This is a genomic window from Flavobacterium sp. HJSW_4, from assembly GCF_042436695.1.
Lineage (GTDB): Bacteria > Bacteroidota > Bacteroidia > Flavobacteriales > Flavobacteriaceae > Flavobacterium.
Map to the genome: position 1 here is coordinate 208,163 of NZ_JBHNPP010000002.1, position 22,633 is coordinate 230,795.

At 36.8% G+C, this 22,633-nt stretch carries 19 protein-coding genes; 1 reads left to right on the forward strand and 18 read right to left on the reverse strand.

All coding sequences use genetic code 11. The features are described from left to right. Positions 1 to 57: 57 nt before the first annotated feature. Positions 58 to 390 (reverse strand): winged helix-turn-helix transcriptional regulator, encoded by a 333-nt coding sequence (locus ACE01P_RS02710; RefSeq protein ID WP_379693825.1) that lies wholly within the window; start codon positions 388 to 390, stop codon positions 58 to 60. Positions 391 to 507: 117 nt separating this feature from the next. Between ACE01P_RS02710 and ACE01P_RS02715 the strand changes: the two genes are divergently transcribed. Next, positions 508 to 1,404, forward strand: coding sequence for an SDR family oxidoreductase (locus ACE01P_RS02715; RefSeq protein ID WP_379693827.1), 897 nt, complete (start codon positions 508 to 510; stop codon positions 1,402 to 1,404). 101 nt (positions 1,405 to 1,505) lie between these two features. Here ACE01P_RS02715 and ACE01P_RS02720 read toward each other — a convergent pair whose 3' ends face one another. The 17 genes from ACE01P_RS02720 to ACE01P_RS02800 all read right to left on the reverse strand — a co-directional run bounded on the left by ACE01P_RS02720 (position 1,506) and on the right by ACE01P_RS02800 (position 22,623). After that, the gene (locus ACE01P_RS02720) at positions 1,506 to 2,861 is read right to left on the reverse strand and encodes an MATE family efflux transporter (RefSeq protein ID WP_379693829.1); all 1,356 of its coding nucleotides are present in this window, start codon (positions 2,859 to 2,861) and stop codon (positions 1,506 to 1,508) included. A gap of 116 nt (positions 2,862 to 2,977) precedes the next feature. Continuing rightward, a complete protein-coding gene (locus tag ACE01P_RS02725; RefSeq protein ID WP_379693831.1) occupies positions 2,978 to 3,850 on the reverse strand; it encodes a helix-turn-helix domain-containing protein in 873 nt (290 codons plus the stop codon). A 172-nt stretch (positions 3,851 to 4,022) separates the two neighbouring features. Then, positions 4,023 to 4,565, reverse strand: coding sequence for a cysteine hydrolase family protein (locus tag ACE01P_RS02730; RefSeq protein ID WP_379693833.1), 543 nt, complete (start codon positions 4,563 to 4,565; stop codon positions 4,023 to 4,025). Positions 4,566 to 4,744: 179 nt separating this feature from the next. After that, positions 4,745 to 7,192: a zinc-dependent metalloprotease gene (locus ACE01P_RS02735; protein ID WP_379693836.1), complete on the reverse strand. Its 2,448-nt coding sequence runs from the start codon at positions 7,190 to 7,192 to the stop codon at positions 4,745 to 4,747. Between the two features lie 5 nt (positions 7,193 to 7,197). Continuing rightward, complete coding sequence (locus tag ACE01P_RS02740; protein WP_379693839.1) at positions 7,198 to 8,619, reverse strand: RagB/SusD family nutrient uptake outer membrane protein; 1,422 nt, start codon at positions 8,617 to 8,619, stop codon at positions 7,198 to 7,200. Between the two features lie 5 nt (positions 8,620 to 8,624). After that, positions 8,625 to 11,870 (reverse strand): SusC/RagA family TonB-linked outer membrane protein, encoded by a 3,246-nt coding sequence (locus ACE01P_RS02745; RefSeq protein ID WP_379693842.1) that lies wholly within the window; start codon positions 11,868 to 11,870, stop codon positions 8,625 to 8,627. A gap of 1,069 nt (positions 11,871 to 12,939) precedes the next feature. Then, positions 12,940 to 13,188, reverse strand: a complete 249-nt coding sequence (locus ACE01P_RS02750; protein ID WP_379693845.1) for a hypothetical protein — start codon at positions 13,186 to 13,188, stop codon at positions 12,940 to 12,942. Positions 13,189 to 13,372: 184 nt separating this feature from the next. Continuing rightward, entirely contained in the window at positions 13,373 to 14,362 is a 990-nt protein-coding gene (locus ACE01P_RS02755; RefSeq protein ID WP_379693847.1) for a transporter, read from the reverse strand. Between the two features lie 185 nt (positions 14,363 to 14,547). Beyond that, entirely contained in the window at positions 14,548 to 15,282 is a 735-nt protein-coding gene (locus ACE01P_RS02760) for a methyltransferase family protein (protein WP_379693849.1), read from the reverse strand. A 522-nt stretch (positions 15,283 to 15,804) separates the two neighbouring features. After that, positions 15,805 to 17,151 (reverse strand): c-type cytochrome, encoded by a 1,347-nt coding sequence (locus ACE01P_RS02765; protein WP_379693852.1) that lies wholly within the window; start codon positions 17,149 to 17,151, stop codon positions 15,805 to 15,807. A 12-nt stretch (positions 17,152 to 17,163) separates the two neighbouring features. Next, positions 17,164 to 18,606 (reverse strand): c-type cytochrome, encoded by a 1,443-nt coding sequence (locus ACE01P_RS02770; RefSeq protein WP_379693855.1) that lies wholly within the window; start codon positions 18,604 to 18,606, stop codon positions 17,164 to 17,166. A gap of 286 nt (positions 18,607 to 18,892) precedes the next feature. Continuing rightward, positions 18,893 to 19,252 (reverse strand): DUF2911 domain-containing protein, encoded by a 360-nt coding sequence (locus ACE01P_RS02775; protein ID WP_379693857.1) that lies wholly within the window; start codon positions 19,250 to 19,252, stop codon positions 18,893 to 18,895. Continuing rightward, complete coding sequence (locus tag ACE01P_RS02780; protein ID WP_379693860.1) at positions 19,252 to 19,587, reverse strand: hypothetical protein; 336 nt, start codon at positions 19,585 to 19,587, stop codon at positions 19,252 to 19,254. The genes ACE01P_RS02775 and ACE01P_RS02780 overlap by 1 nt, the downstream gene beginning before the upstream one ends. Further along, positions 19,544 to 20,566 carry a cytochrome-c peroxidase gene (locus ACE01P_RS02785; RefSeq protein ID WP_379693863.1) on the reverse strand — a complete coding sequence of 341 codons (1,023 nt, stop codon included), beginning with the start codon at positions 20,564 to 20,566 and terminating at the stop codon, positions 19,544 to 19,546. The genes ACE01P_RS02780 and ACE01P_RS02785 overlap by 44 nt, the downstream gene beginning before the upstream one ends. A gap of 4 nt (positions 20,567 to 20,570) precedes the next feature. Next, positions 20,571 to 21,368: an MbnP family protein gene (locus ACE01P_RS02790; protein ID WP_379693866.1), complete on the reverse strand. Its 798-nt coding sequence runs from the start codon at positions 21,366 to 21,368 to the stop codon at positions 20,571 to 20,573. A 259-nt stretch (positions 21,369 to 21,627) separates the two neighbouring features. After that, a complete protein-coding gene (locus ACE01P_RS02795; RefSeq protein WP_379693868.1) occupies positions 21,628 to 21,936 on the reverse strand; it encodes a YHS domain-containing protein in 309 nt (102 codons plus the stop codon). A gap of 18 nt (positions 21,937 to 21,954) precedes the next feature. Continuing rightward, positions 21,955 to 22,623, reverse strand: coding sequence for a superoxide dismutase (locus ACE01P_RS02800; protein WP_379693871.1), 669 nt, complete (start codon positions 22,621 to 22,623; stop codon positions 21,955 to 21,957). Positions 22,624 to 22,633: the final 10 nt, after the last annotated feature.

Sequence of the window (22,633 nt, forward strand, 5' to 3'; positions counted from 1 at the left end):
CATTTATTATATAGTATCAAAAAACAGATTAAAGGATTTGCTGGATTCTTCTGAAAATTAAACCAAATTTTCCAATCCAAAAGCAGCTATTTGATCAATAATTGGTAAAGTCTTCAAACCCAATTCTGTCAATGAATATTCTACTCTTGGAGGAATTTCAGGATAAGCCTTTTTATTGACCAGTTTGTTTTCTACAAGCGCATTTAATTCCTGAATCAGCATTTTTTCACTAATACCTACTACAGCCCTTTTAAGTTCCCCATATCTAATTGTTCTGGTATTAAGCTGATACAAAATCATCATTGTCCATTTTCCTCCCAATACACCTAATGCTTTTTTTACCGGGCAGTTTTCATCACACGCATTAATTATTTTTACGTTTTTTTCCATTGATTTTCAATATTTCTAACTATTTGGTAAGTACCAAACTAAAATGTAAGTACTTGTACAAAAGTAAGTTATTAATTAGTTTTACCAAAAATTAAAACAATTAATAAAAAAAATAAAATGAAAGTATTAGTATTTGGAGCCACAGGTTCACAGCAGTTCCATGTAATTGGAGAAGCAAAAAATAAAGGGGCAATTGTTTACGCCGCAACAAGTTCAGAAAAAAGTTTTCCAAAATTAGAATCTGCAGGTGCAATCCCAGTATTAGGCGATATGTCTGACTTGAAAACAATGAAAGAAATTACTAAAGGCATCGATGCAGTCTCTCTCTTGATTCCGGTTTCTCTGCCAAATCCTGCAGATGGGTTTCAACTTGCCAAAAATGTAATAGATGCCGCGAAGGAAAATGGCGTAAAGATGATAGTTTGGAACACCAGCGGTTTTTTAGCGCCGCAAAAAATAGGAATTCCTATGGAAGATGTGAAACTGGACACTAAGGAATATCTTGAAAACTGCGGAGTATCATATGTAATTATTGAGCCTTCGATATATGCGGAAAATCTTTTAGCTCCTTACACTACTGATTACGTAAAAAACGAGAGAAAAGTGGCTTATCCAACTCCGGAAAATATGCCTATCGGATATATTGCTTCCAGAGATGTAAGTGCTTTTGTAGTAGAAGCCCTGTATAGACCCGAGCTATCCGGACAGTCATTTCTTGTGAGCGGTTTGGACAACCTTAGAGGAAATGGCCTTGCAGAAAAGTTCTCTATCGGTCTGGGTGAAAAAGTTGATTTCTATGCAATGCCACCACAAGAATTTGGAGACAAATTAAGTCTATTAGTTGGAGAAGAAAGTGCAAGAGGCGTGCAAGGGTATTATGAGATGCTGGCAAGTCTTCCAGAATATCCAACAAAATTCAATCCCAATTTGCAGGAGGTATTGAAAAAGCTGCCTGTTAAAATGACTCCAATGGAAGAATGGGTTGAGATGCATAAAGAATTTTTCAATAACTAACTGCTAAAAAGCGGTAAGAATGGTCTATCCCATTTTTACCGCTTTGTTAATTTTATTTTATTTGATGTTGCATTTACCCAAATCAATTTCTATCAAATAGATTATTTCCTCAAGGTTTTACTGATTACGTAGCGGAATCTTAAGTATAGTAAGCCAGAGGAGGTTAATAACCCCAGGGTGAGACCATACCAGATTCCATTTACACCCGCATCTAAATAAATACCCAAAAAATAGGCCGCCGGCAGACCAATAAGCCAATAGGCTATAAAGGTGATAAAAGTGGGAATGTTTACATCCCCCATTCCCCTTAGTGTTCCCAGTCCCACCACCTGCGTACCGTCGAAGAGCTGGAATAGTGCAGCAATAATCAGCAACTGCGCAGCGAGTGCCACAACATTTGCATCATTTGTAATCAGGTAAGGCAGATATTGATTGAAGACTGTAAAAATTGCAGCAAAGAACATCATGAAGATGATAACCAGATGATATGATGCATACGCAAACTTTTGAAGTCTTTTAAAATTCCGGTTTCCAAAACTATTTCCAACCTTAATGGTTGCGGCCGACGCAATCCCACCTGCCATCATGTAGGTCATTGCCGCGAGGGTTATTGCTGTCTGATGCGCTGCCTGCTCCATTGCGCCGATGTGACCAGCCATCAAAGCAGCTACGGCAAACGCTCCAATTTCAAAAACATATTGCATGGCCACTGGCAATCCTATCTTAGCCAGTGTAACAATTTTTGAAACAGCAATAAACTTAACAGAAAAATGCTGCATGTACCCCTTGAAGCTACGTGATCTACTTACATACCACACCATGACCACCATCATTAAAACCCGGTCAATCAGTGTTGCGATCCCTACCCCGCGAACCCCCATTGGCTCAATTCCAAACATTCCTTTTACAAGAACCACGGCTATAATTACGTTTAGCACGTTTCCCCATATCGTTATAGACATGGCCTGTTTTGTAAAACCAAGACCTTCTGCGAACTGCTTGAAAGTTTGAAATATCATCAGAGGTCCAATAGATAAACTCAAAATAAGCAAATAAGGACTGGCGGTTTCTACAACCTTCGGATCCTGATCTGCATGCTGCATTGCAAACATAGAACCATAATATACCGTTAGAAAAAGAAAAATTGCAGCTGCTACATTAAGCCATAAACTGTTGGAGAGCAGCTCAGCACATTGCTTAAAATTTGATTTTCCGTTCTCTTGTGCAATCAAAGGCGTAAGACCATATGCTATTCCTAATCCAATGACTAGAACCACCATGAAAAATGAATGCACCAGCGAGACAGCCGCAAGTGATATTGTTCCTGCATAATGCCCGATGATAACGGTGTCCAGAGCCTGCACCAATGTGTGTCCAAGCTGGGAAATTACAACAGGACCTGCAAGTGCTATTGTACTACGGTAATATATTTTATTGGATTTGTATTTTTTTACCATTTTGAAAATTTGTCTGCCAAAAGTAAAACTTTAAATATTTTGCACCTCTTTTTATGGGTTACAATCAAAAGCATACCGATCTTTTGTTTTGATTTTATCTTAAGTTAATGCAAATACTATGAGAAGATACCATTATGATAATCGGAAAGAAACTGACCGCTGGTAATGCCGGTATGGCTCTTAAAAAATCGCATCATGTGTACTGGTTCTAAAAAATTGAGATCATAGGCAATTTCAGCAATGTTTTTTCCAGAATGGATCAGATCATTTTTTATCTCAAAAAGCAGCCTCTGTTTTAAGAGCTCTGTGGCGGTAACATTAAACTGTTTTTTTACACTAGAGTTAATTGTAATCCTGCTTACATTCATCAAACCTGCATAATAATCGATTCGTTGCTCCTCCCTAATATGTACTTCCAGCAGCTGCTTGAACTGGTAGGCAAAATTGTTTTCTGCTCTTTCAATTGAAAGCTTATTTGCATCTGCGTACACTCTGTTCAACTTCAAAAGCAGGTAGTAGGTAAGCGATCTTATGATATGAATGCTGTCAGTTCTGCTATTGGCAAGTTCGTACTTAATCTCAGCAAGCTGTTCAAGCGATTTTTGAAGCTCCCCCCTTTCGATGGTCAAATGTAAAGGATAGTTTAACTGATAAAAGTACAGAAGGCGGTAGGTGAAGAATTTGTCTGAGAAAAAGTCATTAAGAAAATTTTCCTGAAAAACCAGCACTGTAAAATCCAGTCCCTCTTTTTCCAAAGCCCATTCTCTTTTTTGAAAAGGAGAGATAAAGACAACGGTGTTGTCAGTTATATTAATTTTCTGCTGATTTAAAATTAGGGTGCCATTGGCAGTCTTAAACAGCAAAATTTCAAAAAAGTCAGTATTGTAGGTATCACGCTCCAAATATTTTTCACTAAGCATATCCCCGTGCAGTACATTTAGAAGCACTTCAACGCCACATTCTGTTTTATGAAATTTAATTGTCTTCATTTTTCTACTAATTGTTTAACGTATTGATATGCGTTTGCTTGACTTTCCTAGAAAGATAATTGAATGCTATAATTAATTCAAATTTACAATTTCATTTACAAATTGCTTCAAACCAAAAAATGAGCAGTTGGAAATACTGCTCATGTATGATTATCCGTTTCGCCCCCATTTATTATGAATGCAGGTAGACTTGTGTTGTGATAATCTTTGCATAGAAGAATTCTAATGCGGATAAAAAAGCATTATGAACGTCTTCAGCTTTAACCTTTTGACCATTTATTTGCAAATCCATCGTAGCACAGGCATCACCTATTACAGTGCATTCAAATCCAAAGTCAAAAGCTGCCCTTGTACCTGCATCAATGCACATATGGGTCATCATTACCGCAATTACCAAATGAGTTATTTGCTTTGACTGAAGATATTCCAATAAATCGGTTCCTCTAAAACTATTGGGGAAATTTTTTGTAATTACCTTTTCTCCAGGCAGGGGCTTTACATTTTCATGAATATCCACTCCTTTTGTTCCATCGACAAAAAATGGAACACCTTCCCCCGAAATATGCTGGACATGAATAATGGTATTGTTTTCTTTTCTAAAATGGTCCAATAATTTCTTTGCGTTCTCACTGGCTGCAATGGGATTTGTAAGTTCCAATGCCCCATTTTCAAAATATTCTTTCTGTATATCAATTAAGATTAAAGCCTTCTTCATTTTACTATAATTTTAAATATTTGTATATAACAAAATTAAAACGTGGACCATAGTTATAAGATACCAAAGTATTTATAATACATACCATTTTGATAAGTAGTCTAAAACGGAGTAAGATCATTTATTATCGATTAATCTGATTATTCTCAAGTAACATAGCATTAACTCCTAAAAATAAACTACTCATTCTTAAAGCTGTTTTTATTTTCTAATTTGTATATCATATCGTCAATATCTGCCAAGATATTTTCCAAGTGTTCCTTATTAATTCCATCGCAAGCACTAATCAATTCTGGTATTGCAGCCTTCAATTTTAATACATGCTGTCTGCCATACAATCGCACATCACTGCGCTGTGCTGCATTTAAAGCTTTTGTTCCCAGATCTTTTGACAAAAGAAGTCTATTCAGCTTCTCAATATAACTTCGCTGTAAAGCTCTTCTGTAAAAATCTAATTTTTCGTCACCCTTGAATTTTATCCATACCGTCTGCTGCAAATCATTCAAAAATTCAGCAACCGTGCAAGCGTCTTCAAACTGCATCGCTTTTAGGCTGATATTGTAAAGCATCCCGGAACTCAACAGCATATTCAACACCTGATTTTGCTGATCGGATATTTCATCTGCTGTTTTTAAAGAAATCAACTGATCAATTTCCTGCGGATACATCCACAAAGGAGCCACAAATAATTGTCTTCCTATATAATCAACAGCTGCTTTTACTCTTGCTTTGGGAACAGGCTCATAAACCACCCCATTTTCATCAACAGTTCTTTTGGTGACATAATTATTGCCAATATATTTCAGCACGTGATATAAGTACAGTCCGTATTGTCGTACAACGGCTTTATGCATATCTGATAAATTATCGTAGGTATCGTTTGGTTCATAGGTCCACGCAATTAGCTTAGGGACAACACGCTTCAGATTTTTAATTCCGTAATCACTAGCCACTATCGCATTGTCACCAAGATCTTCAGTCTGACTTCTCGGGTCTTCATCTTTACCTTCGCCTCCAAACCATAATTTACGATTTGCTGTAAGACTGTCGGTTGTTAACTTAGCGAGTATTTTTTCTTCTTCAAACTCATCTTTAGTTTTGGAATAATAACCATATCCCCATTTAACAGCCCATTTGTCATAAGGTCCAATACGAGGATAAATACCTTTTGAATTAATACTATCTTCTGGTTGGGCCACGTAGTTGAAACGGGCATAATCCATGATGGAAACGGTGTGACCATTTGCTTCAACCCATTTTTTATCTCTCAATTTTTCTACCGGGGTAGCACTGCTCGCTCCCATATTATGACGTAAACCAATCGTATGACCAATTTCATGAGATGAAACAAATCGAATCAACTGTCCCATTAATTCATCGTCCAAGTGCATTTTTCTCGCTCGTGGATCTAATGGACCGGCCTGGATCAAATACCATCTTTTCACTAATTTCATCACATTGTGATACCATCCTACATGACTTTCGATGATTTCCCCGCTTCTCGGGTCGCTCACACGTGGTCCATAAGCATTTGGTGTTTCTGAGGCGTAATACCGTACTACCGAATATCTCGCATCTTCCAAACTCATCGTTGAATCATTCTCCGGCCATTCTTTACCTACAATAGCATTTTTAAATCCAGCGGCTTCAAAAGCTTTTTGCCAATCGTTAATTCCCTGAATTAAATATGGCCTCCATTTTTTTGGAGTTGCCGGATCAATGTAGTACACAATTTGTTTTTTTGGTTCAACCAATTCGCCGCTATCGTATTTCTTAATATCCTTATCTTTAGGCTCTAAACGATAGCGCTGAATAATAAATTTGGTTTGGGTGCGCTGCTGTTCATCGGCAAACAAAACATATTTGGTGGCAAAATACCCTATTCTTTCATCGGCAAAACGCTTGCGCATTGGCGTTTTGGGAAGCAGTACAATTGAGGTATTTAATCTCAGGGTTACACTTCCGCTGCTTGCAGTTGCTTGTGTATAGGTTTTAGTACTTTTTACTTCAATGTTAATCGGATAGGTATCTATCTCTTCAACAAAAGATTTATCATCAGCTAAAGAAGTTAGTTTTTTATCTGTTTTTTCTTTACTCTCTAACGAAAACATTGGATTATCTTTCTTAAAAGCGTCAGTGATATCAATAACAACATTTCCTGTAACAGGATTAATTGTCTTTACAGGAAAGGCTGTCACAATTGGATTTTCATTACTTCCCGCCAATGCTTTTGCCAACATCGACTCTGCATTGCGGACATCTTGTCTGTACTGCAGGGACCTTAAAAAAACAATATTGTTTGCTCCTTTTTCAAAATAAATAGTCTGCTCGTTGGCTTTCTCACCACCAAAAATCCCCATACCTTCCGGAGTCGATAGATAGCGGGTCACCACAAGCATATATCTGTTAAAGAGACTATCGGGAATTTGAAAGTAATATTTTGTATCCACCTGATTCACCGTAAAAAGGCCTGACTTAGTTTTAGCGTTTTCTTTAATTACTTTGTCATAAGGCTGTAAACCTTTTGGTTGAGCACTAGTACTGTCTGCTTTTTTTTCTGCGTTTTGAGTAAAACCATGCTGCTGCATCGCACAGAGCATGATCAGTAATATAACTATTTTCTTCATTGCAATTAAAATGGAACTGTTTCGTTGGTGTTTAATGTAAGTTTAGGATTCTTTTCCAAAGCAGATAAAGGAAACGGTACAATATACAATCTTGAATTAGGGTGCAACGTATACGTTTTTTGAGGAACAGTTTTGTTTACTAATGGAAATATTCTTGTTATTGTCTTTGCATATTCGCTTTCGTTGTTTAATCTTTTAAGATCAAAAAAGCGGTTAAATCCTAAAAGCAATTCCTTTCTTCGTTCGTTTACAACGAGCTCCATAGTTTCTTTTCTGGTCGTTGGAACTTGCAAATTTATAGTTCCTGATAGAATGCGTTTTGCTCTTATCGTATTTAAAACATTCACAGCTTCATTAAATTTGTCCTCTCTTGCATAACATTCGGCCAACATCAAATATACTTCAGTGGTTTTCATTCCCACGGTAGAATAAAAATATCTAGTATATTGAGTAGCCCAATATGCAGTATTTGAACCCTGATCAAGATTTGTTGCACTCGTTGAATTGAAAAACAAATTAAATCGTGCATCGTCAGTTCCAAATAAAATTCTTAGTTCCGGGCTTATAATAGAGCTTTGTGCAAAGTTCATTTCATTGTAACCTGTCATGTACATATAACTCAGTACTTCCACATTATTTGCTGCTGGTACGGCAAATACAGCTGGTCCGCCTTGCACCTTATAGGCTACCATATCAAATATCTGATTGTTAAGGCTTAATGATTTTTCAGCTGCTTGTTTTGCCTGGGCAATTTCGCGCTTAAACAAATGAACTTTAGCTTTAAAGGCGTAAGCAAATGCCAATGAAGGATGGTAAACATCTAGTGGTTTTTCCTGAAGAAATGGAATCGCCTGCTCGATATCCTTCTGAATAAATTCATAAACCTGTGATACAGTCGCTTTTTCTGGCTGCGCTTCCAAATCAAATTTATCCATGATACAAATACCGCCGTCACTGGCAGCAGTTTGCGGATCGTAGGCTTTTGCATAAGTATTCACCAACAAAAAATGATCGTAAGCCCTGTAAATTTTTGCCTCTGCTTTTGCTAATTGTTTAATATCCTGCTGTCCTTTGGCCTGATCAACCAATGAGATAATGGTATTCCATCTATTGATGTAAGTATAAGCCTGGTTATAAAAGCTGGAAGTTTTCATTAAGGAAACCCTGTCGTTATTTTCATCAAAAGTAAAATTGATAATATCAATATTGGGAGTTCTCCCGATTACATTGGCTTCTCTGATCCATTGATCATCCGATAAATATTGAAAATTATTGACCGGATAACCTCTGTTGGGCAAGGAAACCATTTCATGAAACTGATCGGCAGTTTCGATAACTAAAGCACCTTTTGGTGTAATATCTGTGTAGTCTTCGCACGATGATACCGTTAATAATATCGATAGCAGTATAATATATATATGTTTCATTTTTTTTAAAGTATAAGATTAAAACCAAACAGGAAAGTTTTTGGCAATGGTAAATTACGGGTCCCTGAATTGGCAGCATAAACTTCCGGATCAATACGATTACCTGCTGCACTCCAATACCAAAGATTATTAATCTGAAAAGTAAATTTAGCCGATGCAACCCTGCTTTTACTGGTAAAAGATTTTGGGAGGTTATAGCCAAAGGAAATGTTTCTCAGTTTGATGTAATCACCATCTACAACATTTACATCGGAATTTCTCCATTGACTGCTTATAGTTCCGGCATAATTCCTGACACTTTCGTCAAAGTCTACATACAATCGTGTATTGCCGTTTGGATTTGCATCTGTGTAACGATCAGCAATACCAGAAAGATTAACAGCGTCAGAACTCATATCAAGAATCTCTTTACGCATCACATTGCCTCCTGAGAAAACGAAAAGGAAATTCAGATCGAATCCGTTGTACGAGAATCTTTGCGAGAATGAACCGGTATAAGTAGGTATTAAACTGCCCATATTAACCAATGCATCAGGACTAGTAACTGTCTTAACTGCAGTTGATATTGGATTTCCATTGGCATCAAAAGTAACAGATGGATTACCATTCTCATCCAAAATATAGGGATAACCATTTGTAGTTCCCCCATATTTGTAAGCATACAAACTATTGTATCGTTCATTTTCTAAAAAGAAATCTATAGGTGAACTTACATAGACAGAAGCATTAGATTGTGCTCTTGTAACTTTTTTAACTGTGGTTTGGTTAAAAGCAAAAATTAAAGTAGAACCGACACGTAAATTTCCGTTACTGTACCAATCAGAACCCACACTGAATTCAACTCCTTTATTTAGTAAAGCTCCGGCGTTAATTCTTCTGGTAAGCGCTCCGACGGTAGGATCTAAATCTGTTGTCGCCAAAAGATCGGTACTGTATTTACGGTAGGCATCAACACTACCTCTTAATTTATTTTGAAATAAACCATAATCCAGACCAAAGTTGGTCGTCTGTATTTTTTCCCATCTCAATAATGGATTGGGCTGCGCGGTGATGTTGATGTACTGCAAAGATTGATATAAGTTATCGTTTCTTCTCGTAGCTGTTATATATGGTGTTGTAGTCTGGTCTACATTTCCATTGACACCATAAGTAGCTCTCAGCTTTAAGGCACTTATCCAAAGTATTTCTTTCATGAAATTTTCATTACTCAAATTCCACCCTAAACCAGCAGACCATAAAGGGCGGTTCTTATACTTGGGATCAACTCCAAACAAATCGGCTCTGTCGACCCTGTAGCTTCCCGTCAGGTTATATTTTGCTAAAAACGTATATCCAAAAGTACTAAAAAACGAAAAATAGCGATGTAAAATTTCCTGCTGTGACCTTGATCCTGCCGCCAGTGTTCTATTACTTCCGTAAATATAACTTGGAACTCCAGCCTGACTGAGGATTAAACTGTTGATTACCGAAGAGTTTAGCGTTACAGGATCATACCCATATCGCAGCTGTTCAACAGTTCTAGGAACATATGTTTCCCTCATTTCGGTACCTACTAGAGCCGTAACTGCATGTCTGCTTCCATCAAAATCCTGACTGAAATCCAGCTGGTTTCGAAAAGAATAATTGCTGGCCTGACTGCTAAATTGCTTATATCGGCCTCCTGCAGAGAAACCATCCACATAGTTATAAACGTTAGTTGCAGCATTGTAACCTGTTAAAGCATTAATGGCATAACGCATTTTATAAGAGTCAATGTCATTATATTGCTCATTTTCGTTTTTCCTGGTTTCGTATTGAAATTGAGTACTAAAACTTAAGCCTCTCCAGATTTTGGCTTTTAAGTTTGCGAAGGCTCTTAAACTTAGCGAATTTTGTTTTGCAATACCTTCCTGTAATGCCTCAACAACATTAAAAGTCACTGGTTTAAAACCACTCAAACTATTAATTTTTGCAGCCGCTGCCGGGTTAATAATTCCACTTGAGGTAAAACCATCGCTTATGCCTACAAAGGGAGATATAAAAGGATCTCCATTCTGATCATTAATACGTTCATATCTTTTCTGTATATCGTAATTTCCAAAACTGGAATCGGTAACCTCAGCATTACTGTAGTTTCCATTTAATCCAATAGTAGCACTTAGCCTCTTATTAACCTGAAAACTGCTTTTCGAATAAAGATTAAATACCCGGTTTTCATTGTTGATAATACGACCGTTGGCCTGGTCATAGTTAAGTGAAACATATGTATTTTGCTTACTGTTACCTGCTGAAAATGCAATATTGTAACGCTGTCTTATTTCATTCTGCCATACATTATCGCGATACTCCTTATTATAATCATTTTTTCTCCACTGGGCAACAGTACTGTTGTAGTCTGCATTGCTGACCTTCCCCTCTTCCCTGCCTCTGTTAAGCTGGTAAAGCGGACTGTAATATTTCATACTGCTGTTTCCAAGATCTCCGTAAACAGCAAACATAGAAGCCGTGTTTGCAAATCTAGCCCTCTCTCTGTCATATACCGCCTGTTCAAAATCTATAATCTCACTTGTAGAGGCATAATTCATGTCTCTAAGATTTGGTTTTGAAGCAATAAACAAGTCTGAATTTATAGTCACTTTTAAATTCCCACTTCCTTTTTTAGTAGTCAAAACAATAATACCGTTTGCGGCTCTCGATCCGTAAATAGAAGCCGCTGCGGCATCCTTAAGAACATTGACACTTTCGATATCATAAGGATTGATATCCTCCAGCGTCAATTCTGTCGGCAAGCCATCTATTACCAATAGGGGGCTGTATCCGACTTGTAAGGAAGAAAAGGTTCCAATTCCTCTCAATATCGGCTTATCAGCTGCGGCTCCAAAAGGATTCTTCTGAAACATAAGCCCCGCTACGCGACCTTCGAGCGCACTTGATAAATTTGTATTGATATTTTCATTTAAGGTTTTTTCATCAATTTTAGTGATTGCTCCTGTTGAACTGCTTCTATCAAGAGTTTGATAACCTGTTACTACAACTTCTTTTAATAGCGATATTGCTGGAGTCAGCGAAACTACTATTATAGTAGCTGCATCTTCTTTAGTATACTTTTGCTCCATTTGCTGAAAACCAATATAAGAGAATTGAAGACTGTTGCGGCCGGTGCTTACTTCAATAACAAAATGACCGTTATCATCTGTTTGGGTATTATTGAGCGTTCCTTTTTGTGTAATCGTGACCCCAGACATTGATCTGCCTTCAGTATCAGTTACCATTCCGTGCACCTTATAGCTGCTTTGAGCAAAAGAGGGTGCTGTTATAAAAATTGAAATAAGAAAAAGAAATCGTAAGGAGAAAATATGGGTAAAGAGAATTTTTATTTTTGGATAGAGTATATACATCTAAAGTTGAATTATTGATTAATACTTAAATTGAAAAATCAAAATAAGAGAGTAAAGCATTTGATTATTTATCAATTGCTGCAGCTCTAATCATTTACATAAATTCAAAAAAAAGGTTTTCGAAGTAGCTGTAAAAGTGATTTTAAATAAATTAAGTACTGTGTAAACTGTTAAATTAAGTTTATACATGGAGTTTTAGAGATCGTACGATTTAGATATTTGTGGTCTTAAATCTTAAAAAAGGTTTCTACCCAACTTTTAAATAAAGACATGAAAAATACCTTTCATTAGCTGAATGCAATGAAAAAAAACAATACAAGTGAAAGTAAAAATTATATAAAATAAGAAGGAGGTCGGAAAGTTGTGAGGCAAACTGAAATTGGTTTTTCTTTGACTGCCGTAAATATTCTATTGCTTAATTGGATAATAGGATTTAAATCGAATTCAATTAAAGGATTGCTATCGATATAAACAAGTTCCATCTTTTCTTTAAGACTATCCTGCATTTGTTTTTCGTTGTCAGTATATTTTTTTATACTTTTTTGGAGTTCACATCGGCCATTACAACTATTATACACCAACTTGCGCTGCACGCAGATTGTTCTGGCAATTTCATCTTGATTTAATTTAAATGAAGCGTATATAAACAGGCTTCCGAATGAAGGTAGAAAAATTAAAAAAGAAAGTAAAATGACCAGGTACTTTTTCAAGACTTATTCGTTTTTTTTAGCGAGCACAAAAATACGATATTCATATTTTTATTAAAAGATAAATTCCTCCATATTTAATAAAAGATTTGGGAATTCAAAGCAACATCATTGCTGCATATACAGCTCCCTCTCTGCATTTTACATTCAGGTCAAATATAATAGGGGAGCATTCCGTATACAAAAAGCTTTTAACTGATTATTTTAAAAATTTTCAACCATATTATTAGCTGCAGTTACTGGAAAAGTTTTACTGTATCCTCTAAATTTTCCTTTTTTATAAATGCATTTATGAATTCCTGTACTTCAGTTTTAGAGTTCTTAGCGGTTTCAAAAAAATTAATATGAAATTCCTCATCCTGATCAGCTATATGGATAATTTGTGTGTATCCACGAGAAATAAGGCTGCCTTTCAATTTAATAACATTTTGCTGCTGGTGGTTACTTAAATCTTTACGTACCTGCAATTTTAAATCCTTTTCCATTATATCCTTTTTAAAACACCACTCCTTTTATAAAAGTATAAAAATAGAAAAATTACCACTTCTAAAATTTCTTTAACATTACTTTTGAGTATAATTTATTAACACTGATTCCTGTTACATTTACAATCAATCTTTTACTAATATTTTTTTTACATTCTAAAATAAACAACTAATATTCAATACACTACAAATTAAGAGGAACCAAAATTCTTAATGTGGGGCGGTACCCTTCCGCACGATTTTTTGAAGCGGTTTCAAAAAAGGTTTTTAACTCTATCAGTGTACCGCTTTTGGCGAAATAAGCTACACCCGCACCATATCCAAAAACCTTTTCTCTGGTATCACTTATACCCTGCTCCTGATAATAATTGCTGTTGCCATCATAAGTATCCTGATTTAGCTGAGCTAAAAAGTATCCTACAGCAGCCACTCTCAATCCTGGTACAATAGCATAGTCCACAGAATAATTACCGTTGTAAAAAGCACCCGGTTTTGCAAGTTCTCCCAATATACGTGTATTGTAATTGAACTGATTTCGCGAACTGATACTGAACTTATCACTGAACATAAGCGTAAAAGTATGATAGGTGCTAAAGGTATAAATACGTGCAGAAGCATTTATAGCATAATTTTCATCATAAGAGCCTAACGGAAATGTTACTGCCAGTTCGGCACGATGAGAAAACGGCTTTCCAAATAATTTCTTTCCAGACCACTGCACTGCTGTTCCTTGTGTTATATCTCCCAATGCGCCCGGATTTACACTCGGAGAAGAGCCTGTGGAATTTGAAGAACTTAGCTGAACAACAGGTACGAGTACTGTAAAGGAAAGATTTCCTCCGAAAACTTTTAATGGCGTAAGATAGATAAACTGATTAAGCTGCACCAAGGAATTGATTTTTAAATCCGAATGCAGGTTTTGACCGTGATCCCCGGTAAGTTTCCGTGTTTGAAAAAGCTGTGCATATCCCTGATAGACAAAACCGGGCTTACCAGCAAACCCATCAAAAACGTTAGAAGTTCCTAGATTGGTCGCGGGTAGTACCGGATGCTGGGCGGAAACTGCTGCAGTTAAAAACAACATTAGAAGTGTAAAGAAATTAATTACTGATTTTTGATACGGAGATTGGTTGAATTTATAATAATTAAAAATTCTTTTGTTCGTAAGGTCCATTTAAATTGATATTTTGAAACATTTAAAAAATTGAGTTTTCATATAGATTTTATTCATTATAAATTATTTGATAAGCGATATTTTACAGATCATAGAGCAACCGTATTACTAACTGCTGTTCAATAGCCTTTAAGCAGCAGGCGGACGCAAAGTGTATACTTTTTTGACAGCCATATTTTGAATTATCAACTTGATTTATTAAATCTATCCTCAATTTTGCCAATGGTGGTTATGAGTGTTGCTATTAAAAGCATAATAAAATAGAGATCATTATAATCTGGTTTTACTACTAAAATTTCAGTCATTGCATCAAATAAAAAAAAAGCAAAAAGCACCAGACTCAACTGCCCGGTACTATTTTTAAAAGCCCTTGCTATATTAAATTTCTCATCAGGTTTTTTAAATTTGTGAAGATTCGGAATCAATGCAGGTACCTGTTCAGCCCATATTGAGTATTTAACTCCAAGCTTTTTTTTGAACTGCAGTTCCTCCCAGAACATAATTCTTTCAAAAAAAACACAGCAGAAAAGCATAAAAGAAATAATAAAAAAAAGATTGCCTGTTACAAAGCAAGGACCTAGCCACATTAAAAAAATCCCACTGCTAATTGGATGACGTACCACTGAGTACGCTCCACTTTTACTAAAGCTAACTTCAATGACAGAAGTGTTTTTTAACATTGATGCATTGTTGGTATAACCGTGGGTGTATATTAGGATACCATAACCAGACAAACTGAATAGCAGGCAAGCTGATTCATAAATAATTTCATATTCGGAAGCCTGAAAAAAATAATTTTCAGGATACACTGCCGATGTTAAAATAAAAATATAACTTAGGACTAGAACAAAAAAAGGAAGTCCATTTGCTGAAGTCCTTAAATTATATCCCTGTTTTTCCAACTGGTCGTGAAGTGCCATTATTGAACCATAATTTTAATTATTGAATACTGATAAAAAGAAGCCCTGAGTGTGTCAGCATCAACAGGACTCCAAACTATCAAAATTTAAAAAAGACCCTTTTTTGTGGAACACTTTTTAACTAATACAGTCCCTTTATAAATTGATAATCTTTTTCTAGCGGGTTTTCTTTGTTATTTACTTCCTTTGACTTTACAAGTTGCAGTGTAACCAATTTTATTTTTATCAGAAAAACAATTGCAAGAAGCACAAAAATTAAAATCATAATGGAAAAAACTTGGATCATACTTTTTTATTTTAAGTTAAAAAATCAATTAAGGTCGCCACATTTCAGGGCGGTATTATTTTTATAAAGTTTGCTCTCGTACCGATAAAGCGCACTTCCCTGTTCTAGTTTCTTCTCTATGTATTTTTTCACGCCTTTCCCGGTCATGTTTTCCCTGCACAAGTTCCCTATGAAGAACATAAAAACAAGTACAGGGAAAAGGTAATATACACGCAGCATACCAAACGTTTTTTAATTTATTTAATAGTAAGAATATACTCTGCCAGCTGATCGAGCTGCTTTTGATCCAGCTGCGATTCAAAACCCGGCATCTGAGGATAATCCGGACGTTTTTTACCTGGATTCTTTATCCAGTTCTGCAAATCGGCAGTATTGCCTTTATAAATTTTGGCCATTTCTAAGACCGGAGGACCAACTAATTTTTCATCTATTTTATGGCACGAAGCACAGTACTGGCTGAATACTTTCTCGCCTTTCTCCGCATCTGTCATATCTGCTGATGCTTCTCCTGCTTCCTGCGCTTTTACTTTTTCTAAGGCTTCTTTTTTCAGAATTTGAAATTCTGCTGTTTTAATTTTTACCAGCTCCTGATGTTTTTCCAGAGCATTAGCCCTGTAGATCTGTCTGCCGGATCCCATGCACAAAACAGTAACACCCAGCAGCATTGCTATTTTATAAAAGTCTTTTTCAATATTTTCCTTCTCGCCTGTCAGTCTTTTCCAAATCATCCACATAGCAGGAACGGCAAAGACAACCCCAGAGAAAATAATTAAAATCAGGTTCCACCCCATTCCTTTAGAAGGCAGGGTCAGCAAGACTAACGGACCAATCATAAACTGGCAGATCGAAGCTGTCAGCGCAAGAGAATACCCTTTCTTTTGAATATCGTATCGGGTAAACTTTTGATATATTTCTTCAAATGGATAACGCTTTCGGCTGTTGTACCAAAACAGAAATAAACCTGCAACAGCCAGTGAAGACAAAATAAAATGCAGATACCTTGGAAAAACGTTAGGCAGAAAAAGTGCATCTACAAAACCTTTCACTACAGCCCATTTCTCGGGAAAGAGCATTAAATTGATATTGGTCAAAAATATGAAAGGAATAAACAAAAAGATAACTGTCGCGAGAGCCAGAATCGATATGTGAACCGCTTTGTGGTTCTCCAATGCTTCCCACGTATATTTGTGGAGGTATGTTAACAGGAATGCCACAGTTACCAGCGGTATAACCGCTATCCACATAAGGCCTGTAAGCGCATTTGCAGAATAGAAATATAGAGTATACAATACGTTAATACTGAGCAGAGGCGCAATACCAAGTACAACGGCTATACTTTTGTTCACCGTTATAGTTTTGGCTATTTCGTGGGCAAGTATATCATACTCCTTGTTTTTAAGACCTTTTATCTGAGCGATTAAAGCGAGAACGGAGCCGCCGAGCATCAGATTTACAAAAATAATGTGGAGCAAAAATGACAACACCAAAACAACTACAAAAAACCATTCTGGCATTGGCAGCGGCAATGGAATATCTTTTGGAACCGGAACGTTGTTTTGCAACGCAATATATAAATTGATCATTTTTAAACTTTATTATTTTTTATTGGTTAAAACTCTCTGTGCATCTTGAAGTTCACTCACCTCTACCCCTTCTGATTGTGCACCTTCCAGCACATCTCCTGTATCCTGAATGTTACGGATGTAGGCTGCCAATGCCTCACTTTCTTCCTGGTTACCAGGAAACGGAGGCATGTAAGTGCGACCATTGTGCATGTTGGGTATGTAGGAAGCCATTGAATTAATATCCAGAGGCTTGCCTATTCCGTACATTCGCTCAAAAACATCAACAACACTATTGACTCCCTGAGTAGTATGGCAGCGGCTGCAGGCAATTGCAAAAACGTTTCTGCCGGCTTCAATTTTATTTTCAGGGGTTATCTCTGTAACAGTGGTATAAGTTGCATTTTTCAAAAGTCCAAACTGCTGGTAAACCGGATAATCTTCTTCGAGTAATAAGTTTGAATACATGTACCCTCCTATTACATAAGGTTTTCGAACAAATTCACGCACCCTCTCAAAAAAACCCAGATAACCAAAAGCCATCAGTACAGGAAAAAGGACGAAATAACTTTTAATCCATTTGGCTTTATACAAACCCAGAATGGCCATTATTAAAGACGATGTTATTCCAAACAATATAAAATACTTCATTAAATCGTAGTATTTATTGAAATCCATTGTGCCCACGGCAGTACTCATATTGGCTGTCATCGCATCTGGAATGGCATTGTAATAAATCACCGCCCCAACAAGGGAAATCGGCGCCCAGAGAATAATCCATTTTGAAACGTATTTCACTGCCCTGAGCCTTAACTCAGTTCCTTTTTTAAAGAACAGGGTAACGAGCATCATTCCAAAACTGCCCGCCACAAGCATAGCTGTAGGAGTCCTGAACAATAACTGCGGCAGATAAATTGGGTTGGTAAAACCGTTAAGCAGGCTCTTGTGTGTGTTCCAGTTTCCGGGATCCATCATAAAACTCAAAATTGAAACAATGATTGCCATGGTAATCCAGGAGAACAGACTCAGGAACCATCCAAAACGAATGTGAAGTAACTTAGCCCTCAGCGATGTGTTACTGCTTTTCCATGTCAGAAAGTATATCATAATCAGAATAACTTCGGTTACAAAAACAAGCCATTCGACAAACCATGCCCAGTAAAAAACACGTATCAAACTTCCGATTGATGTTGGACTGACAAGCGCTACAGAAAACCATATCCCAACGCCGGTCATTGCCCCTAATGTTGTAGTGATGATAAAAGCGACTTTCATCATATTATATACCCTTTTGTCCCAATCTATGTTGGTAATCTGATCCCTGCCGCTGTTTTTTACACCTTTTTGTTCCAGCCAGGTTATCAGTGGCATAAAACCCACAGCTAAACCGTGATTGATCATCACGTGTATAATGGCGATGATAGCAATAAGCATCCTATTGTTCAGCCAGTCTAAATGAAATATTGGGAAATCCATAAAATAATTCTGTTGTTATTCTGCAAATTTCGTTCAGTAATCCAGAAATAGCTAAAAACAAACAAGCAGGAAACTTAGAAAAACGGTACTCAAAGATTCGCTAACAGTACTTTTTACACTGAATTTTATCCCCTCTTATTTTGTTTTTCAATACTTTCTATTTGCTAGATACACTCTTGCTTTTAAAATCCAGACATGGATATTGCTTCAAGCCCTTTTTTATCAGCAGTAAAACCTGTAACACGGATCTCTCCCGAACAGGCAGAAGCTGATCTATTAATCGATATCAAATTTTAGCGCCTATTCCAGTGACTGAAAAAGAAATTTTTAAAGAATCCCACTCCATACTTACTATACCGTCGCTCTTTGAAGTTTCCTTAACTTTGTAGGTTAACCTTTGAACCGGGACAGGCAGAATTTCGGGTATTGCTTCAATTCGAACAACATCCTCGCTTTGATTGTAATCATCAGTAAGGTGCTGCTCGACTTTTGTATTAAAAATTAGTATCCACCTTTTTTTTCCTGGAATGGTAAAAAATGCGTACTCGCCTTTTTTTATAATTTTCCCATTTATATTGACATCCTTACTAAAACTAATCCTCGTTGCTTTATGGGCACCTGTTACCCACAAATGATCAAAAGGCACTAATCCCCCCAGATAACTCTTCCTTTCGTTCCAGGCGAACTATATATTATGTGGATGTGACAGCCGTCTATAAATCCCATGGCATTACGCTCGGGGCTGCCCTTGAGCGTATCTTTTACAATTTTACCATTATTGACTTGTACGGCATATTGTTCCCCATCAGCATCAGCGGTCTGATGCTGATGTTCTGAGGATTGTACATCACTTTTCTTATCCTTTGTTGTACAGGATAGTATTGTCATTATCGCAGAAAGGAAAGCTGCTATTATTTTCATTTTTTTCATAATGTTGTTATTGTTCGGATAAATCTTTCCTCGTGATAAAATATTTGTCATCTAAAGTTTTTAGGAAAGCTTTCAGATCTATTCTTTCATCTTGAGTTAATGGAATTCCGAGTTGTTTATTTTTTTTTAGCAGCGGGTCAAGGGTATGACTGTCTTGAAGCCCCTTGATGTAATGCTCCAGGACCTGGTCAATTTTTGTAAATCTCCCATCATGCATGTAGGGCACTGTGTAGGTTAAGTTTCTCAATGAAGGAACTTTAAACTTGAAATTGTCCTGTGGGTCAAGAGTAATATTCTGCCTTCCCGTATCCGGATTAAATTTGTTGTCTAAACCATTATTTCTAAATGATCCGTCAGTAAAAAGCGGTTCTTTATGACAACTGCTGCAATTATTCAAAAATATCTTATACCCCCTGCTTTCGGCCTCTGTAAAACGAACTCCGGTTTTTCGCATTACACTGTCGTATTTGGAATTGCTGCTTACGCACATGATCATAAAATGTGAAAGGGCTTTAAAAAGCTGATTTCCTGAAATATCATCTGAGCCGTAAACTGCTTTAAACCTTTGACGGTAGTCGTTCTTGGAACGTAATTTCGCTAGGACATTCTCCATTTTCTCATCCATTTCCACAGGATTTGTAATAGGTGCTATGGGAAACATATCCAAGTGGAATACACCACCGTCCCAGAAGAATGATCTGTTCCATGCAAGATTCATTATTGGCGGAGAATTTCTATTTCCCAGACGATCTTCAATACCGTGGCTTACGTCATGACCGTGCTGGGTAAAAGCAGACGATTGTATGTGGCAGGACCCACATGAAATAGTATTATCTCTTGAGAGTGCTGTTTCATAAAACAACTTTCGGCCAAGCTCAAAGCTTTCTTTTGTCACAGGGTTTTTAGAAATATCATATACAGGATCAGGGAAATTTTCGGGTTTTTCGAAACCTTCAAACAATGACGCTTTGAATGACTCCAAAAGCACAAATGAAAAAAGGATTATCAGTAAATAATACTTCTTAGACATGCTATCAATTTTTAGTTGATATATGACTAAACATCTCTGTGTAATTCTCTGAGATCAGTTTGCTAAAATCGCCGAACATTACCGCTGGATTCTTTTCTATGCTGACTTTTGTTTTTCCATTAAATACCCGCAAAACATCTGTCTCTAAAACAACCGTAGTGGCAGTATTGTCTTTTGCTTTAATTTCTCCTTTTTTGGAAAGGTCTATCGTAACTGTTCGAATATTATTTATGGAAGGCTTATTATATCCGCCAAACCCCCCAATATGATAACGGAACTTTCGCTGTCCGGTCCTGTCCAGTTCTGCTTGCTGACAATCCCCTTCCAACTTCATGAATATATAGCCGCTGTTCCATGTCCAGTACATCCCTTCTAACATTCCGCCTGAGATATCAAGCGCACCTGTGCGACGGCTGATATCCATCGTGTTTCTAAGGCTGTCCACCCCGACTGTAAGTGTTACTGCAGTGTATTTTCCTTTAGGAATATTCAAATTGATCTTCTTGCTGGCAGGATCGTTTTCTTTTACCAGAAAATAATTGCTGTCTTGTGGAATTACATATTCTTTCCCATCTTTTTGATGCAGTTTTATATTACTGATAAAATAATTGAAAGTTGTAACATTGAACTTTTCTCCAGCTTCATTACTATATGATTCATCTTGAAGTTTCAAAAGCTTATTACCTACGACATGATTAAATTCCAGTGTCAACTTTGCTGGATTACCGTCGTTCTTCTGTGCATTAGATGCATAATTGATCATAATTATTGCAAAAAAACAGATTATTATTGGGTTTTTCATTTTTTAATTGGGTTATAAAAATATATTGTTAAACTTTAATCCTGCAGTAAGAGGACTTGAATAATTGGGTTAATTGCTTTACTTTTTAATTATCCGTTCTGCCAAAGAAACCCTCTCATTTTAAGCAGGTCTAATGGTTTTCCTTGGTTTGATTCCTAACCGTCTTTTTATTTAAAAAGCAAAAAAGCAAAGTTCCAAGTAATAAGAAGCTGAAAATTGAAAGTTTCCAGCTTCGTCATTTCCTCCATTCCCTTGGACATTACTTTTTATTCTTTGCCAGATATTCATCCGGTTTTTTCATGAAGTCATCCTTACACACAGTCGAACAAAAACCGTATAACTTGCCTTTGTAAGTTACCGTATCACTAACTCCGTACTTACTGACATCCATGTTGCAGGTAAAGTCCAATTTACTGGCATAAGCCAATTTATTGAGCGGATTTTTAGGATCTTTATACATGTTTTCGGATTCCATTGAATGCGGATGATCATGAGGGTGCGCTTTTTTAACTTCCTTATTGCAGCTTAGGAGAGTTATAATGGAAAATATTAGAAGTATTTTTTTCATAGTATTAAAATTTGACGGTTATTTTCTGAGAGCCGAATTATAACGGGTGCTAACTTCTTTCCAGTTTATTACATTCCAAACTGCCGCCAGATAATCGGCCCGTTTGTTCTGATATTTCAGGTAGTAGGCATGTTCCCAGATATCGATACAGAAAATGGGAATGCCTCTCTTTTCTGCGTCAGCCATCAAGGGATTGTCCTGATTGGCAGTGGAACTTATCTCCAGCTTGTTATCGGCAGACACACAAAGCCATACCCATCCAGAACCAAAACGGGAAAGTGCAATCTGGTTTAAATTCTGTTTTAAATTTTCAAGACTTCCAATTTGGTCCGTTATTGCTTTGAGCAGATCGGCAGATGGTTTTGTGTTTTTCACCGGGGTCAATAGGGACCAGAACATCTCATGATTAAAATGGCCTCCTGCATTATTTCTCACTGCAGCTGGTAATTCTGATACCTTTGAAAATAGCTGCTCAAGGGTCATTTTTTCCTCGGCTGTTCCTTTGAGTGCGTCGTTTAAATTTTTTACATAGCCAGCGTGGTGTTTGCTGTAATGAATTTCCATTGTTGCGGCATCTACATAAGGTTCCAATGCATTGTAGCCATAAGGAAGCGGCTTTTGTACAAACTGAGCTGAAGCCGATAAACACAACGTCAGCATTACTATTAAAATCTTATTGTTTAACATGTTTTTTGTT